The sequence below is a fragment of the Campylobacter sp. IFREMER_LSEM_CL2127 genome (assembly GCF_025771745.1).
GTDB lineage: Bacteria > Campylobacterota > Campylobacteria > Campylobacterales > Campylobacteraceae > Campylobacter_D.
Window position 1 is genome coordinate 88,351 of sequence record NZ_JAKMQV010000002.1, and the last position, 14,712, is coordinate 103,062.

Consider the following 14,712-nt stretch of genomic DNA (forward strand, 5'->3'; position numbering starts at 1 on the left):
TAAAGGGTTACATCCCTTTGGCGTTGTAGTGTTTATTCTAATAAATCTTTTAGTGGAATTTCTAAACTTTTAGAAATTTTATATAGGTGTTCCAAATTAAAATGTTTACCATATCGATTACACTCACAATTTGAATAAAACGCAACGGATTTTATACCTATATCTAAGGCTAGTTCAAGCTGAGAAATTCCTTTTTTCTCTCTAAAATTTCTTATATTTGATGATACTTTTTTATAAAAATTTAAAATTTCTTCTTCGCTAGAATTGCTAAAGTCCTCTTCCATTTTTTATCCTATAGGATTAATATGAAATTAAACTTTACAAAGATATAATTCTTTTAAATATATCCTATAGGATAAATTAAAGGAGATTTAATGCGTAAAGTTTCATTTCTTTTCGTTATTGCTTTATCATTCACTGCATGTAATAAAACTTTATATAATCCGCAAGTAGATGAAAAAATAACAGTAGCAAAAGCTCAAAAAGATATAAAAATTGGTATGAGCTCATCTGAAATCATAGAAATAATGGGATCTCCAAATATTATATCAACTGATGAGCAAAGAAGAGAAGTTTGGGTATATGATAAGATTAGCACCCAAAGAGCTTATCAAAATTCATCTGGCGGTATAAGTATTATTTTGGCTGGAGTTGCTGGAAATAGTGGTAGTAACGTTAGTACGCAACGAACTTTAACTGTTATTATAAAATTTGATAATAACCAAAAAGTTAGAGATGTGGCATACCACACTTCAAGTTTTTAAGGTGTAAATATGAAGTTTATAATACCTATTTTTTTACTTATTTTTAGCGGTTGTGCAACAACCAGTGTTAAAGAGATGATGAAGATTGAAACATCTACGGCACAAGAAAGGCAATTGCAGACTAAAAGTTTTAATACTGTTGATACAAGTAAAATTTTATCATCTAGTATTGCAACATTGCAAGATCTTGGATTTAATATAGATGAAATTAATAGAGATTTTGGAATAGTAAGTGCATCTAAAACAAGAGATGCTAGAGAAGTTTCTACTCAAGCTGGGATTGTTGTCTTGGCGCTTTTATCTCCGAGTGCAGCTATGGCTGCTTCAAAACAGTCAGATCATACGCAAGAAATTAAGGCAAGCGTAGTTATCTCTACAAATAATAAAATCAAAAAGACTTTTGTAAGGTTTACAATGCAAAGAATTGTAAGAAATCAAGAGGGCTCTGTTAATGAAGTTGGAAGTATAAGAGAACCAGAAATTTACCAACAATTTTATGAAAAATTATCAAAATCAGTGTTTTTGGAGGCAAATGAACTATGAAAAAAATATTATTATTTATAATGGCTTTGTATTTTGTTGGGTGTGGTACGAATTCTAGACAAATGGTTATTGAAAATACTCAGCAGCTTCAAGTTAGAACATATCAAACAAAAGAATATGATTATCCTAAAAAAATTGTTGCAAAAGCTGGCGTTTCTGCATTACAAGATCTTGGTTTTGTAATTGATAAAGCTGATTTGCAAACAGGAACAGTTACTGCAACGAAATTATCAAAAGGTGCAACAATGCGTATAACATTGGTTGTAAGAGAAAAAGGAGATAAAAAATCAACTATTAGAGCTAATGCCCAATATGGATCTAATATGCAAGTTCCAACTCTGGTAGAAGATCCAGAAATTTATCATTCGTTTTTTCAAGTGCTAGATAAGGCAATATTCTTTGAAAAAGAGAATATATAGAAAATAGACTAATCTTAATTTTTTTAAGATTAGTTTTAATAATAAAAAAATAATTAATAAAATCACACAAAGACATTATATTATAGTATTTTGAAATTCTAAGGATTAAAATGCAACTTATTGGTTTGATTGGTATAATATTAATTATGATTTTTATCATATTACTGGTTAAATTTTGGGAAATTTGGGCTGTAATTATAGGTATTATTGTTGTTATGGGTGTAATTGGTTTAATTTATGAGCATAAAGATGAAATCGGAGAGATTATCTTTAAATTACTTGTTTGGGGTGTAATACTTGGATTAATATTTGGTTTGTTGGTGTCGTTTAAATAAGCAACTTTTGCATTCAAATACCAAATTATATTGTATTAAAACTATTCTTTAAATAATAGGTGAAATTTAACTATTTTTATTATTGCTTTTTTATGTTTTAACAGTGGCTTGATAGTTTTTTGGATGATATTGTAATGGTATTTAATTCTATAATATCTCCATAATACTTATATCAAACCATAAAAGATCAAATTTAAGTAAAATTCCATAAATCACAGCACTAAATAATCCTGCGAAAATTCCTGCTAAAACATCATCTAGCATTACACCTAAACCGCCTTTGGTTTTTTTGTCAATTTTACCTATGATAGAAGGTTTTGTAATATCAAAAAATCTAAACAAAACAAAAGAAAGCAAAAAAGTAAAAACACTTTGTCCACAAATTGCCAAAGCTAAGAACACTCCTACAACTTCATCTATTACAATATGCTTATCATCGTGTATACCTGTTTGTTTTTCGTATTGATCGATGATTTTTATAGAGATTAAAAAAAGCAAAATTGCAAGTAAGATCAAAGTTCCTATACCCAAATACCTTAAAATAAAAAAAGCAGGGATTAGCGCTGCTATTGTGCCAAAAGTTCCTGGAGCTTTATTAACACTACCTGAATAAAAAAAAGTTAAAAATAATTTTTGCATGATTACACCATATATGACATTTGATGGAGTTTTATAAGTTGCTCATAAAATTCTTTATCGCCTCTATATTCTAAAATACCATGCGTAGGGAAAAGATTGCTATAGATATTTTGTTTATTATGGAAACGATTTGGAAAAAGCTCTGATAAAATCAAAGCAGAAATTTCTCTTCTTATAAAAACTGCTGGTGGAATGATACCAAGTCTGAGTAAATTTTTTAAAGAATCGCCATGATATTTCATATGATGATGAGCTCCATGTGGGCATGATTTGGTGCTTACTATCATTTTACACTCATCACAAAATACAAATTCAGGAAGTATGGTCACTTCTATATTGTAATCTTTTGCAAAATCATCAAGTACAGTAAAGGCTCTGTTTTGATTAAAATACATTCCAAGTCCTGCGTGATTTTGTCCTACAAAAAGTTTATTACAATCAAAACTTTTAGCCAAAGCACACTCAAGCACCGGATTTAAATGCGAGGCAAAAATTTTGATATTATGTAAAGGTATGAGTAAAACTCTAGAAGATGGTAAATAATTTTGCGCAAAAACATCAAAGCAACGCTTTTTAAGTTTTAGACTTAAACCATTACTTTCATAAGATTCTATAAGGAAAATAATTACTAGATCAGATTGCTCTATAGCCCATCTTAAAATTCTCTCATGCGCTCTATGAAAAGGATCAAAGCTTGAAACAATAGCAGTGATATTAGAAGGGTTTAATCTTTTTTTGATTTTTTCAAAATCTTCTTTTATAGCCTTGATACGATTGTGATAAATCTCAAAATCACCACTAATGCAAATTTCTCCAAAATCATCAATCAAGCATGTATTAGGTGTAAAAATATCATTAATGTTTTTATCGTTTTTAAATTTGCTTTCTAAGATGATGTGGCCTACTATTTGATCATTGCATACAAAATCTATTTTGTCTTTAACTTTGGCATTTTCTATGATTTTTTTGTTTTCATTGTGTGGAGCAAAAGTTAAGGCGTAGGGAAATTTATATCCGTTTATTGCTTCATTTTTTAAAAATTCATCTCTTTCTTGTTCGTTCATCAATTTTGTAAAAGAACCAAAAATTCCTTCTTTAATGAAACATAAAACTTCGTATTCTTCTTCTGAGATTATAATGCTATTTTTTCTTTGTAATGCCATATTTTTTCCTTTTTTCCCATAAAGATTTTCTTGAAATTCCTAATTTTTTGGATAAATCCGTATCAGGAAAGATATTTTGATAACTAATGATAATATGCTTAACATAATCATCAATGGTTAAAATTCCATTACTTTCAAAACTTTTTTCATCTTCACCTAGCTCTAAAATTTGAAAATTGCTATGCTCAATATTCGTACTTGTATGTATAATAACAGCCTTTTTTAAAGCAAGGTTTAATACCTTTTCTTTTTCTAAAGGCTTTAGGGTCTGAAAATTAACCAAATAATACAAAGAATTGTCTTTGAAAATTTTATCTAAATTTTGCTGGTGTGAAAGATCTATATAAACATTTGCGATGTTGTGTTCGTTAGTATAATTAAATACAAAATGATCAGCAAAAATTTGATTATTAGTTTTTAAAATCAAAGGTAATTTGAATTTTTTATAATCAAAAGTTGGTAGTTTTGCTGTTTCAAATTTATGTTTTAAATATGCTTGATAGGTGCTATTTAGCATGGTGATTTTTTTAAATTCTTGAAAATGCTTAATCTTGCGCATTAATTCTTCTATCATGAAAGGTTTTTGTATGTAATCACTAGCACCAGATTTTAAAGGAGCTAAAACAGTATCTGAACTTATGTAAGATATGAGTAAAATAATGATTTTATGCTTAAAAATTTCTATAATATGTTCAAAATTAGCCATACTAGTAGAAAGCAAAATGATTTCATAATCATGATGAGTCAGCTCATTAACATTTGCGATAATATCACAATCATAACCTATAGAATTAAGCTTTGATCCTATGCTTTGGGCTAAATAAAATTCATTTTCTACTATTAAAACTTTCATAATTTCATCCAATCAAAATATTTTAAATTTACACTTGCTAAAACAGCAATCCCTTCTTTCCTTCCTACAAAACCTAGATGTTCTGTAGTGGTAGCTTTGATATTGATTTTATTTGGTGTGGTTTTTAATGTTTTAGCGATATTAAAAGCAATAGCTTCTTTAAAATCTTTCATTTTAGGTGTTTGGGCTATGATGGTAATATCAGCATTTACAAGCTCAAAACCATAATTTTGCACCAAAGTATAAGCATTTTGCAATAAAAGCATAGAATCAGCGTTTTTATACTGCATATCATTATCTGGGAAAAGCTCGCCAATATCTCCAATCCCTGCTGCACCCAAAAGCGCATCAATTAGCGCATGAGCTAGCACATCTCCATCAGAATGAGCTTTTAAACCCATATTTTCATGCACTTTTACTCCACCTAAAAGCAAGGCTCTTTGCTCTCCAAATTCATGCACATCAAAACCATTTCCATTAAAAATATCCCAAGATGGTTTTGGTAAATTTAAGCTTTTTAAATCTTCTTTAAAGGTAATTTTTTTAGCTAACTCATCACCTTGTACATACCAAATTTTACCACCAATAGCTTGTATAGCTGTACTATCATCAGTGAAATTTGAGCTTTGTTCTAAAGCTTTTTTTAGCATACTTGTGCGCGAAAGTTGAGGGGTTTGTATGAGTTTGATTTTATCTCTATCAATAGCTTCTTGAGCATAAATTGTAGTATCGCTTACTTTTAAAACAGGTGTAATACAATCAGCTTTGTCGTGATTTTCTATGATATTGTTAAAAAGATTTTTAGAAATTAAAACCCTTGCAACATCACTAACTAAAACATATTCACTCTCAACCATACTTAAAGCATTGAGTAAAGATTGTGCTCTAGTTGTGCCACCTTGGACAAATTTATATTCAGGGGCAAATTTTTTCATATAAGAAATATTACCAGAAGTAACAACTATTTGTTTAAAAGGATAAAAAGAACTTAAATTTTTAGTAGCATAAAGCCATAAAGGTTGTTCACCTAGTCGTAAAAACTGCTTTTTTACCGGAGCATTAAATCTTGATGATTCTCCAGCAGATAGCATAATCAAGGAAATATCTAACATTTGTTACACCTTAATTTCTTATTAATGTTACGATATTATACACCATAAAAGCCAAAATTTATATTTATGTTAGTAGAATTAATCATTTTAAATAACAAGGAGAAAAATTGAAGGAAAAAATTGAAGAAAGACTAAAACAAGTTATATATCCAGGCTTTAAAAAAGATATAATTAGTTTTGGTTTTGTAAAAAAAATTGAAGCAAATGAAAATCAAGCTCATATAGTAGTTGAAATTGTTTCAGCTAATGCTCAAATCGCACAAGAGCTTAGATTAAACATCGCAAATGCTTTAAAAGATTTAAATTTAGGGCTTAATTTAGAAATCATTCAACCAAAAATTCCTGAAGAAAAAAGCAATTCAAGAAGTGGTAAAAATATCGCTCCACAAATTAAAAATTTCCTTATGATTTCAAGTGGTAAAGGTGGGGTAGGTAAAAGTACTACAACTTTAAATTTAGCGATTTCTTTAGCTAAAATGGGCAAAAGAGTAGGGCTTTTAGATGCGGATATTTATGGGCCAAATATACCAAGAATGTTAGGTGAGAGTAAAAGCAAGCCTGAAATTGTAGGTCAAAAAATTCGTCCTATTTTATCTCATGGGGTTTATATGATGAGTATGGGTGTGCTAATAGAAGAAGGTAAAGGTTTGATGTGGCGTGGTTCTATGATTATGAAAGCAATTGAGCAACTTTTAGCTGATGTGCTTTGGCCTGAACTTGATGTATTATTGCTTGATATGCCTCCAGGAACTGGTGATGCGCAAATTACCTTAGCTCAAAGTGTGCCAGTGAGTGCAGGTGTGTGTGTAAGTACTCCTCAAGTAGTGTCTTTAGATGATAGCAAAAGAGCGCTTGATATGTTTGAAAAATTACACATTCCTGTTGCAGGTATTATAGAAAATATGAGTGGCTTTTTATGTCCTGATAATGGCAAAGAATATGATATCTTTGGTAAAGGCACCACAGAAGAAATGGCAAAAGCTTATAAATGTGAAGTTTTAGCTCAAATTCCTATCGAAATGAGTGTAAGAGAAGGTGGAGATAGTGGTAAGCCTGTAAGTTTTTATATGCCTGAGAGTGTAAGTTCAAAAAGATATTTGCAAGCTGCTGAAAAAATTTGGGAATTTATAGAAAAGGTTAATCAAGAAGGTAAAGTAGATAATTCAGCTATTCAACCTATAATGAATGGCAAAAGTGCGTGCTCGCAATAAGGAGAAAATATGCCAATAGAAAGTAAAGAAGAATTTTTAAATTTAATCAAGCAAATCGAACAAAGGATTAATTATAAAAAGCCTAAAGCTTTTGCTATAGCAAGGCTTGATCTAAGTCAAGTTGATCCTAGTAAAAAACTTCAAGCTAATTTTGGTGTGATTAATTTTGAGCAAAATTATGCTGCTGCAGCTGTTATGTTTGAAGCTTTTTTTAGAAGAGGTGTTGATGTTGACTTTAATGAAAGTGAGTTTGTGGCTACTTTGATTAAAGAAGATTTGGATTTTGCACTTGAATGTTTTGCGCCATTTTTGCAAGAGCAAGGCCATAAAAATATAGAAGCAATCAAAGCAGCAAAGGAAAATTTTAGAGAAAATGCTTTTTCTTTTGTTTGTATTTTTGAAGATGAGGCACCAAAAAGTTTAGAAAGTGTGTATTTGAAACTTTATTTGCTTTCCAATAAAAAAGTACCTTTGAGAAGTTTAAATTTAACAGGCGCTTTTGGGATTTTACCAAATGTTGCATGGAGCGATAATAAGCCTATTGATTTGGACTTTTTAAGAGAAAATGAGATTGATTTAAAAATGAGTGGAAGGTATCCAAGGATTGATTATGTAGATAAATTTCCAAGATTTTTAGCTCATGTTATTCCTGAAGATAATACTAGAATTTTAGAAAGTTCTAAAGTAAGAATGGGTGCGGTTTTAGCTGCAGGTACTACTATAATGCCAGGGGCTGCTTATGTGAATTTTAATGCAGGTACAACTGGAGCTTGTATGGTGGAAGGACGTATTAGTTCTTCAGCTGTTGTGGGTGAAGGTAGTGATGTAGGAGGCGGTGCTTCTATACTTGGTGTTTTAAGTGGTACAAGTGGTAATGCTATTAGCATCGGTAAAGCTTGTCTTTTGGGTGCAAATTCGGTTACTGGAATTCCTTTAGGGGATAATTGTATCGTTGATGCAGGTATTGCTGTTTTAGAAGGGACTAAATTTGCTTTAAAAAATAAAGAAGAACTTCAAAAAATCAATCCTGATTTTAAATTTGATAAAGATATATACAAAGGTTTAGAATTAGCAGGATTAAATGGTTTGCATTTTAGACAAGATTCTCAAAGTGGAGTGATGATAGCAGCTTTTAATAAAAAGGCTGTAAAACTTAATGAAGACTTACATTAATTCTTAGCCCTTATGGGTTAAGAATTTTAAATAATTCATGCAGTTTATAAATACACACGCTAGGGTGATGTTTAATGCTTCCTATATGTAGTAAAATCTCCTCGCTATCTTTTTTATAAAGCTTTTGCACAAAATTAAAATTCCACCATTTGTAAGTTTTGAAATTTAAATTATGGGTGGTATTTATATGAAAATTTATATAAGAATGATTTTGAAAGTTTTGGTTTAAACCAGGTGCTTGAAAGGCATAGACTTCTTTTACCGCGCTAGGAAAGGTTCTTGCAAAAGTTTGAGCTAGATATCCTCCTAAAGAATGTCCTATGATGATGAGCTTTTTATCAATGGTGTATTTTTGTTTAAGTTGATTGTAAAAATACTGCATGGATTGAATCTGGCCTTTTGGAGTTTTGTTAAGTAAAATCAAAAAATCACTATAAAGATCTTTAAAATCAAAACACAAAGGATTTAAATCACTCCCTGCAAAGGCTAAAATATAGTTTTTTCTTTTATTATCATAAATAAAACTAGCTCTAAAACCCATTTTAGATTGAGGGTGTGTTTCGTTGATGTGTTCAAGTATTTCATAATTTTTTACAAATTTTAAAGCTAAAAATGCATTGTTTAAACCACCTACGGGGATTTTTTCTTTTTTATAAAAAGGATTAGTTAAAGCTTTTATAATGGCTTTGTGTTTTTGCAAGCCTTCTTTTTTTAAGCTTTGATTTAAATATGCATTAGCACAATAAGCTACCAAACTATAATCATATAATTTTTGCAATAAATCGATATTTTTTTCAAAATGAGTATGAAGTTTTAATAAGAGTAGTTTTTCTTGGGAAGTTAAATTTGTTTTTTGACTTAAAGCAATAAAGCTTTGTAAGTCAAAAAACATTATAAATTCTTACATAGAGCAAGTATTTTGGATAGTTGAATTAAGCATCCAAAGAACTTTTTCATATTTTGCAATATTTTCTTGAGCAAATGCTGCTGTTGTAGTGTCACTTGCTTTTTCAGCTTCTTCATTTAGCTTTTTAAATTCAGCCAAAAGATACTTATAATCTTCTCTAATAAGTTCTAAAACTTCTACTGGAGTAAAGCAATCTTTTTGAGCCTTAGGTGCTTTTGCATTTTCTAGTAATGTTTTTGAGCAAACGATAGCTTTTTCTCCTAGTTGCAAAGCTCTCTCAGCGCAATCATCAAAAAGTTCTGCCATTTCTTCATAAGCTTTTTCTGTATATTCATGAATTGAGAAAAACTGTAAACCTTTTACATTCCAGTGATAATTATGAAATTTAATCCATAAACTATGAGCATCCGCTTGTAATTGTAATAATTGTTTTGTTACTGACATGTTATCTCCTTTTTTATTTTTAAAATTATAACATAAAATTCTTAAATAATAATAATTATTATCTAATAAATTTTAATGTTAGTAATTATTATATTTTCATTATACTCTTTTTTTACAATAATGCAAATTTATTTACTTAACATATTTTTAAGTATTAATTTTCCTACCTCTACGCCAGGTTGATCATAAGTATTAATTCCAAGCATAATGCCACATGCAGAAGTAAATAACTCATAATAATACATCAAATATCCACAATGATAAGCATCTAATTTTTCAAGTTCTATGACATCAACACTTAAATTTTCAGCAATTAGCGCATGCATGGTTGCATCGCATTGCGCGTTTAAAAGATCATGCAAATTAACTTCATTAGTAAAATCACAATTTTGTAAATGATTAAAGCTTATATTTGGGATACTAGGAGATTTTTGACTATCTTTGATTTTTAAAAAAGTAACAGTTTTATCTTTAGGTCCATCCATGATAAGTTGTAAAAAGCTATGCTGATCTCTAGCACCAATTAAAGCAATAGGAGTTAAACCTATGCGTTTAAATCCTTGTTTTTTACCTAGACTTTCAGCAATTAGTTGAATATACCATTCATTAAAACCTTTAAAAGCATCCCCATAAGAAAAAAGCACATTAATATGCGCACTTTTATGTGTGCAGTAATGATAAGCCTTTTGTAAAATTTGATCACATTTTTTCTCAAAAAAATCCACATAACAAGCTTTTGCACCTTCTAATAAGGCTTTAGTATCATACCCACAAAAGCTCAAAGGAACAATACCAATAGCAGATAAAACACTAAATCTACCACCGACATTTTTAGGTATAAAAAAACATTTTATATTTAATTCTTCTCCTAGTTTGTGAAGTTTTGACTCAAAATCAGTAATAAACACAAAATTTTTGTGTAAATTTTCATTTTTAAAATCAAAATGAGCAATGATAAGTTTAAATAAAGAAATCACCTCTATAGTTGTACCTGATTTGCTTGCTATGATGAAAAGTGTTTTTTGGGGATTTATTTTTTGCATAGTTTGGGTAAAAGTATGTGATGAGGTATTGTCAATAATAAAAAGTTTTTTTTCTTCTATTTGATCAAATAAAAGCTCTTTTAAAGCTTTAACCCCACAACTTGATCCACCCATGCCCACTAAAACGATATTTTCTATATGAGTTTTAGTAGCGATAAATTCTTTACTTTCTTTGATTAAATCAAAGCTTGTATCTACTAAGTGATAATACCCTATATCGCCACTTTCTAACTCATCATTCATTCTATTTGCATAAGCGGTGATTTTTTTAAAATCTTGGGTTTTAAAAAATAAAGTATTATTTAGCATTTTTATTTTTCTCATAAAAATAATTTGTCGCCTCCACAAAGCCTTCTACGCTTCCACAATCAAATCTTTTTCCTTTAAATTTATAAGCTAAAACCATATTATTGGTTGCTTGTGAAAGTAAAGCATCAGTTAGTTGAATTTCTCCATTTTTACCTGCTTTGGTATTTTCTAAAATGCCAAAAATATCAGGCGTTAAAATGTATCTTCCTATGATGGCTAAGTTACTTGGAGCATCTTTTGGATCAGGTTTTTCTATCATAGAATTTACCATGATCAAATCCTCTTCCACAGCATTTCCAGCTATAACTCCATAGTTTGAGACTTGATCAGCTTCAACCTCCATCACAGCTATAACAGAGCAGCGGTATTTTTCATAAATTTTTACCATTTGAGCTAGGACATTTACCCCATCTTCATTTACGCATAAATCATCTGCTAAAATTACCCCAAAAGCTTCATCTTGCACTAAAGGTTTTGCTTTTAAAACCGCATCTCCTAAGCCTCTCATTTCATTTTGTCTTGTAAAAGTAAAGGTGCAACGATCTATGAGTGTTCTTATTTCACTTAAAAGATATTCTTTTTTAGTGCCTGCAATTTGGTGTTCAAGTTCATAAGAAATATCAAAATAATCTTCCAAAGCTCTTTTTCCACGCCCTGTAACAAAGCCCATAGTTTCCATACCAGCTTCTAAAGCTTCATCCACACCATAGTGAATTAAAGGTTTAGTTAGTATAGGTAACATTTCTTTAGGTAGGGTTTTTGTAGCAGGTAAAAATCTAGTACCATAACCTGCTGCAGGAAAAATACAAGTTTGAAGCATAGTTTATCCTTAAATTTTTATAAGTTGTTTTGATTATAATTTTATTTAAATATTATAGCTAAATTAAGGAAAATATGAAAACCATTGATCAAATTTATCAAGCAAAAATAGAAATCAAAAAATCAACTTTTTTGTCTTTTTTATGTCCTTTTGAAGATTTTCAAACTTTAATGCAAAAGCTAAGAAATGAGCATTTAAAAGCCGTGCATTTTGTATATGCTTATCGGTATTTAAATGAATTTGATCAAATCATAGAAGATAAAAGCGATGATGGTGAGCCAAAAGGAACTTCTGCAATGCCTTGTTTGAATGTCTTAAGAGGGGCTTTGCTTGTTAATTGTGCGGTGATTGTGGTGCGTTATTTTGGAGGGATTAAACTTGGTACAGGTGGTCTTGTAAGAGCTTATAGTGAAGCTACAAATGAAGCTATTTTAAATGCAACGCTTTTAGAATTTGAAGCTAAAAATATTTTAAATTTAAACATTCCTTTTCATCTTTATGCAAGATTTGAGCATTTTTTAAATAAAAATAACATTTCATTTGAAAAAAAATTTCAAGAAAATGTTGAACTGGTTTTAAGCGTTAATGCAAAAGAAGAAGAGGAATTTAAAAAATTTGCAAAAGAGTTTGAATTTAGCGGACTTGTTTGGAAGTAAGCGTTTGCTTACTTCATTTTTATAAAGAACTTAAAAGATCTTTTACCATATCTTTTTGTGGCTCTTGTTTTTCTTCTATATTAGCTTGCATAGGAGTTTCGTTTTGTCCTCTAAAACGATAATTATAAATATTTGACATATTTGAGCTAAAAATTCCTGTGCTAAATTGATCTTGACTCATAGCTTTTGAAAAAAGCTCATCAAGTTTTATACTTTGCTCGTTTAAATTTTCACTATTGTTTTGACTAAGTAAAGACATAAAGTCTTCATTAGCTCCTTGAGTGCTTTTGTAAGCACTACTTTGACCATATCCATACTCTTTAACCGATAAATTATCATGGTTAACTTGCATGCTTTCTCCTTTCAAAATATTACAAGGAAAAAACAAGCAAAAATCATTCCTTAATCGCCATGAGTTGGGTAGTATTCAGCTTCTATTTCATTGTTTTTGATAAACTCTTCTCTAGCTTTATTGCAGCGCTCATCCCTTAGTTTTCTATAAGCATTTCTGCTTTCTAATTCTTGAGAAGTTAAAGGGCGATCTTCTAAAAATGAAATGTGAAAATAAGTATCATCTTCTTTGCTGAATTTTTCATAAAATTCAACATAGTCAAAATAATCTTTTTCACTTTGAAAATCAATACTTTCTTCTACATAAATAGTTGGGCCAAAGCCTCTGTGATTTTGAGTAAAATGTCCAAAGCCAGCTGCATATTTTATCTTAAACAAATTCATTCTAAACCTCCTAAAAATTCGTCATAACTTCCTTTAAAGTCTGTTAATTTTCCATCTTCTAAAAACCATATACGATTAGCAAAAGCACTAATTAGCTCTCTATCGTGGCTTATGCATATCACACAACCTTTGAAATTATACAAGGCTTCACCTAATGCAATGATACTTTCAAGATCTAAATGATTATCCGGTTCATCTAAAAGCAAGAAATTTCCGCGTTCTAACATTAATTTTGAAAGCATTAAGCGGTGTTTTTCGCCTCCGCTTAAGCTAGAAGCCATTTTTTCTTGATCGCTTCCGCTAAAGAGCATTCTACCAAGACATTTGCGAATTTCATCCAAATCTTTGAATTTTTCACTCATTAGCCATTCATAAAGTTTCAAATCTTCATTAATTAAATTCGTTGTATCTTGTGAAAAATATCCCATTTCTATGGTGGCACCAAGGTGAATATGACCACTATCAGGTTCTAATTTTGATGCGATGATTTTAGCTAAAGTGCTTTTTCCAACACCATTTGCGCCAATTAAGGCTATTTTATCACCTTTTTCTAATTTTAATTCTAAATTTTCAAATAAAGTTTTATCATAAGCCTTGCTAATACCTTTTAATTCTAAAACTTCATTTCCTATTTCTCTATTTGTTCTAAAAACTATGCTAGGATCACGTCTACTTGAAGTTTTAATCTCTTCAAGTTCAAGTTTTTCTAAAGCTTTAGCCCTACTTGTAGCTTGTTTGGCTTTTGAAGCATTAGCGCTAAAACGGCGTATGAAATTTTCTAATTCTTCTCTTTCTTTTAAAGTTTTATCGCGTTTGAGTTCAGCTTGTTTAGCAAGTAAGGTTGAAGCCATATACCAATCATCATAATTTCCAGCAAAATCGCGTATTTGTTTAAAATCCACATCTAAAATTCTTGTACAAACTTTATTTAGAAAATGTCTATCATGACTAATTACTACTAAAGTTCCCTCATGTCTTAAAAGCTCATTTTCAAGCCAAGAAATAGCTTCTAAATCAAGGTTGTTTGTAGGCTCATCTAAAAATAATACATCAGCACCTAAAAATAATACTTGTGCTAATAAAACTTTAAATTTATCCGCACTTTGCAAAGTACTCATGAGAGCATTAAAATCTTTTATATTTAAAGAACTAAGAATTTTTTCACATCTAAGCTCACAATCATAGTTTGGATCTTCTTCTGCTGTTATGATTTCAAGTTCGCTTAATCTATCATTGATTTCATCGGTAAATTCTTCACTCATATAAAGTTTTTCTTTTTCTTTTAGCGCATCATATAATCTTTTATTTGCACACATTACCGCATCTTTTATAGTGTAGTTTTCAAAAGCAAATTGATCTTGTCCTAACACTGCGATTTTTAAATTTGGATCTATACAAATTTCTCCACTGCTTGATTCTATTTCGCCTGAGAGAATTTTTAAAAAAGTTGATTTTCCTGCACCATTTGCGCCTATAAGTCCATATCTTTCACCACGGTTTAATTTTAAATTTACATCTTCAAATAAAAGCTGATTTGCAAAACGCATAGTGAGATTTTTTACTTCTACCATTAATATCCTTAAAAT

19 protein-coding genes are annotated in these 14,712 nt (G+C 30.0%); 7 read left to right on the forward strand and 12 right to left on the reverse strand.

The annotated features are described in order from the left end of the window. Positions 1 to 32 precede the first annotated feature (32 nt). Complete coding sequence (locus tag L8V77_RS02165; RefSeq protein WP_039640720.1) at positions 33 to 284, reverse strand: helix-turn-helix domain-containing protein; 252 nt, start codon at positions 282 to 284, stop codon at positions 33 to 35. A gap of 90 nt (positions 285 to 374) precedes the next feature. Here L8V77_RS02165 and bamE point away from each other — a divergent pair, with 90 nt between their 5' ends. The 4 genes from bamE (at position 375) to L8V77_RS02185 (ending at position 2,061) form a co-directional block, all read left to right on the forward strand. Next, a complete protein-coding gene (gene bamE, locus L8V77_RS02170; RefSeq protein WP_039640723.1) occupies positions 375 to 764 on the forward strand; it encodes an outer membrane protein assembly factor BamE in 390 nt (129 codons plus the stop codon). A 9-nt stretch (positions 765 to 773) separates the two neighbouring features. Next, positions 774 to 1,307, forward strand: a complete 534-nt coding sequence (locus tag L8V77_RS02175; RefSeq protein ID WP_263706488.1) for a hypothetical protein — start codon at positions 774 to 776, stop codon at positions 1,305 to 1,307. Continuing rightward, positions 1,304 to 1,726 (forward strand): hypothetical protein, encoded by a 423-nt coding sequence (locus tag L8V77_RS02180; protein ID WP_263706490.1) that lies wholly within the window; start codon positions 1,304 to 1,306, stop codon positions 1,724 to 1,726. Before L8V77_RS02175 ends, L8V77_RS02180 begins: the two co-directional genes overlap by 4 nt. A 110-nt stretch (positions 1,727 to 1,836) precedes the next feature. Then, on the forward strand, positions 1,837 to 2,061 hold the full coding sequence (locus tag L8V77_RS02185; RefSeq protein ID WP_263706491.1) for a hypothetical protein: 225 nt from the start codon (positions 1,837 to 1,839) through the stop codon (positions 2,059 to 2,061). A gap of 147 nt (positions 2,062 to 2,208) precedes the next feature. Here L8V77_RS02185 and L8V77_RS02190 read toward each other — a convergent pair whose 3' ends face one another. The 4 genes from L8V77_RS02190 to L8V77_RS02205 are packed head-to-tail and all read right to left on the reverse strand — an operon-like array spanning position 2,209 to position 5,828. Beyond that, positions 2,209 to 2,700 (reverse strand): phosphatidylglycerophosphatase A, encoded by a 492-nt coding sequence (locus L8V77_RS02190; RefSeq protein WP_263663589.1) that lies wholly within the window; start codon positions 2,698 to 2,700, stop codon positions 2,209 to 2,211. A 2-nt stretch (positions 2,701 to 2,702) separates the two neighbouring features. After that, entirely contained in the window at positions 2,703 to 3,863 is a 1,161-nt protein-coding gene (locus tag L8V77_RS02195; RefSeq protein WP_263706493.1) for a sulfate adenylyltransferase, read from the reverse strand. Then, positions 3,841 to 4,716 (reverse strand): response regulator transcription factor, encoded by an 876-nt coding sequence (locus tag L8V77_RS02200; protein ID WP_039667971.1) that lies wholly within the window; start codon positions 4,714 to 4,716, stop codon positions 3,841 to 3,843. The genes L8V77_RS02195 and L8V77_RS02200 overlap by 23 nt, the downstream gene beginning before the upstream one ends. Continuing rightward, positions 4,713 to 5,828 carry a bifunctional 2-C-methyl-D-erythritol 4-phosphate cytidylyltransferase/2-C-methyl-D-erythritol 2,4-cyclodiphosphate synthase gene (locus L8V77_RS02205; protein ID WP_263706494.1) on the reverse strand — a complete coding sequence of 372 codons (1,116 nt, stop codon included), beginning with the start codon at positions 5,826 to 5,828 and terminating at the stop codon, positions 4,713 to 4,715. The genes L8V77_RS02200 and L8V77_RS02205 overlap by 4 nt, the downstream gene beginning before the upstream one ends. Before the next feature lie 107 nt (positions 5,829 to 5,935). On the opposite strand from L8V77_RS02205, the gene L8V77_RS02210 reads away from it, so the two are divergent. Together L8V77_RS02210 and L8V77_RS02215 are read left to right on the forward strand one after the other, a co-directional pair. Further along, positions 5,936 to 7,039, forward strand: a complete 1,104-nt coding sequence (locus L8V77_RS02210; protein ID WP_263706496.1) for an Mrp/NBP35 family ATP-binding protein — start codon at positions 5,936 to 5,938, stop codon at positions 7,037 to 7,039. A 9-nt stretch (positions 7,040 to 7,048) separates the two neighbouring features. Further along, positions 7,049 to 8,212, forward strand: coding sequence for a 2,3,4,5-tetrahydropyridine-2-carboxylate N-succinyltransferase (locus L8V77_RS02215; protein ID WP_039627879.1), 1,164 nt, complete (start codon positions 7,049 to 7,051; stop codon positions 8,210 to 8,212). A gap of 10 nt (positions 8,213 to 8,222) precedes the next feature. Here L8V77_RS02215 and L8V77_RS02220 read toward each other — a convergent pair whose 3' ends face one another. The 4 genes from L8V77_RS02220 to galU all read right to left on the reverse strand — a co-directional run bounded on the left by L8V77_RS02220 (position 8,223) and on the right by galU (position 11,735). After that, entirely contained in the window at positions 8,223 to 9,104 is an 882-nt protein-coding gene (locus L8V77_RS02220) for an alpha/beta fold hydrolase (RefSeq protein ID WP_263706498.1), read from the reverse strand. Between the two features lie 9 nt (positions 9,105 to 9,113). Beyond that, positions 9,114 to 9,563, reverse strand: coding sequence for a Dps family protein (locus tag L8V77_RS02225; protein ID WP_039667974.1), 450 nt, complete (start codon positions 9,561 to 9,563; stop codon positions 9,114 to 9,116). Between the two features lie 128 nt (positions 9,564 to 9,691). After that, positions 9,692 to 10,915 (reverse strand): glucose-6-phosphate isomerase, encoded by a 1,224-nt coding sequence (locus tag L8V77_RS02230; protein ID WP_263702768.1) that lies wholly within the window; start codon positions 10,913 to 10,915, stop codon positions 9,692 to 9,694. Continuing rightward, positions 10,905 to 11,735 carry a UTP--glucose-1-phosphate uridylyltransferase GalU gene (galU, locus tag L8V77_RS02235; protein ID WP_263706500.1) on the reverse strand — a complete coding sequence of 277 codons (831 nt, stop codon included), beginning with the start codon at positions 11,733 to 11,735 and terminating at the stop codon, positions 10,905 to 10,907. Before galU ends, L8V77_RS02230 begins: the two co-directional genes overlap by 11 nt. Positions 11,736 to 11,809: 74 nt before the next feature. On the opposite strand from galU, the gene L8V77_RS02240 reads away from it, so the two are divergent. Further along, positions 11,810 to 12,391 carry an IMPACT family protein gene (locus L8V77_RS02240; RefSeq protein WP_214099014.1) on the forward strand — a complete coding sequence of 194 codons (582 nt, stop codon included), beginning with the start codon at positions 11,810 to 11,812 and terminating at the stop codon, positions 12,389 to 12,391. A gap of 19 nt (positions 12,392 to 12,410) precedes the next feature. Here L8V77_RS02240 and L8V77_RS02245 read toward each other — a convergent pair whose 3' ends face one another. From L8V77_RS02245 to L8V77_RS02255, 3 genes are read right to left on the reverse strand one after another with little or no spacing between them, the layout of a single operon-like run. Then, positions 12,411 to 12,743, reverse strand: a complete 333-nt coding sequence (locus L8V77_RS02245) for a hypothetical protein (protein ID WP_039617460.1) — start codon at positions 12,741 to 12,743, stop codon at positions 12,411 to 12,413. A gap of 50 nt (positions 12,744 to 12,793) precedes the next feature. Continuing rightward, complete coding sequence (locus L8V77_RS02250; RefSeq protein ID WP_263706501.1) at positions 12,794 to 13,126, reverse strand: hypothetical protein; 333 nt, start codon at positions 13,124 to 13,126, stop codon at positions 12,794 to 12,796. Further along, positions 13,123 to 14,697, reverse strand: a complete 1,575-nt coding sequence (locus L8V77_RS02255; protein WP_047207957.1) for an ABC-F family ATP-binding cassette domain-containing protein — start codon at positions 14,695 to 14,697, stop codon at positions 13,123 to 13,125. The genes L8V77_RS02250 and L8V77_RS02255 overlap by 4 nt, the downstream gene beginning before the upstream one ends. Between the last annotated feature and the right edge of the window lie 15 nt (positions 14,698 to 14,712).

What these genes read in the sequence shown, in the direction of transcription:
- L8V77_RS02175 (WP_263706488.1), top strand. Translation starts at nt 774, where the DNA reads ATGAAGTTTATAATACCTATTTTTTTACTTATTTTTAGCGGTTGTGCA.
- L8V77_RS02165 (WP_039640720.1), bottom strand. Translation starts at nt 284, where the DNA reads ATGGAAGAGGACTTTAGCAATTCTAGCGAAGAAGAAATTTTAAATTTT.
- L8V77_RS02220 (WP_263706498.1), bottom strand. Translation starts at nt 9,104, where the DNA reads ATGTTTTTTGACTTACAAAGCTTTATTGCTTTAAGTCAAAAAACAAAT.
- L8V77_RS02190 (WP_263663589.1), bottom strand. Translation starts at nt 2,700, where the DNA reads ATGCAAAAATTATTTTTAACTTTTTTTTATTCAGGTAGTGTTAATAAA.
- L8V77_RS02225 (WP_039667974.1), bottom strand. Translation starts at nt 9,563, where the DNA reads ATGTCAGTAACAAAACAATTATTACAATTACAAGCGGATGCTCATAGT.
- L8V77_RS02255 (WP_047207957.1), bottom strand. Translation starts at nt 14,697, where the DNA reads ATGGTAGAAGTAAAAAATCTCACTATGCGTTTTGCAAATCAGCTTTTA.
- bamE (WP_039640723.1), top strand. Translation starts at nt 375, where the DNA reads ATGCGTAAAGTTTCATTTCTTTTCGTTATTGCTTTATCATTCACTGCA.
- L8V77_RS02200 (WP_039667971.1), bottom strand. Translation starts at nt 4,716, where the DNA reads ATGAAAGTTTTAATAGTAGAAAATGAATTTTATTTAGCCCAAAGCATA.
- L8V77_RS02185 (WP_263706491.1), top strand. Translation starts at nt 1,837, where the DNA reads ATGCAACTTATTGGTTTGATTGGTATAATATTAATTATGATTTTTATC.
- L8V77_RS02195 (WP_263706493.1), bottom strand. Translation starts at nt 3,863, where the DNA reads ATGGCATTACAAAGAAAAAATAGCATTATAATCTCAGAAGAAGAATAC.
- L8V77_RS02180 (WP_263706490.1), top strand. Translation starts at nt 1,304, where the DNA reads ATGAAAAAAATATTATTATTTATAATGGCTTTGTATTTTGTTGGGTGT.
- L8V77_RS02205 (WP_263706494.1), bottom strand. Translation starts at nt 5,828, where the DNA reads ATGTTAGATATTTCCTTGATTATGCTATCTGCTGGAGAATCATCAAGA.
- L8V77_RS02240 (WP_214099014.1), top strand. Translation starts at nt 11,810, where the DNA reads ATGAAAACCATTGATCAAATTTATCAAGCAAAAATAGAAATCAAAAAA.
- L8V77_RS02230 (WP_263702768.1), bottom strand. Translation starts at nt 10,915, where the DNA reads ATGCTAAATAATACTTTATTTTTTAAAACCCAAGATTTTAAAAAAATC.
- L8V77_RS02250 (WP_263706501.1), bottom strand. Translation starts at nt 13,126, where the DNA reads ATGAATTTGTTTAAGATAAAATATGCAGCTGGCTTTGGACATTTTACT.
- L8V77_RS02215 (WP_039627879.1), top strand. Translation starts at nt 7,049, where the DNA reads ATGCCAATAGAAAGTAAAGAAGAATTTTTAAATTTAATCAAGCAAATC.
- galU (WP_263706500.1), bottom strand. Translation starts at nt 11,735, where the DNA reads ATGCTTCAAACTTGTATTTTTCCTGCAGCAGGTTATGGTACTAGATTT.
- L8V77_RS02245 (WP_039617460.1), bottom strand. Translation starts at nt 12,743, where the DNA reads ATGCAAGTTAACCATGATAATTTATCGGTTAAAGAGTATGGATATGGT.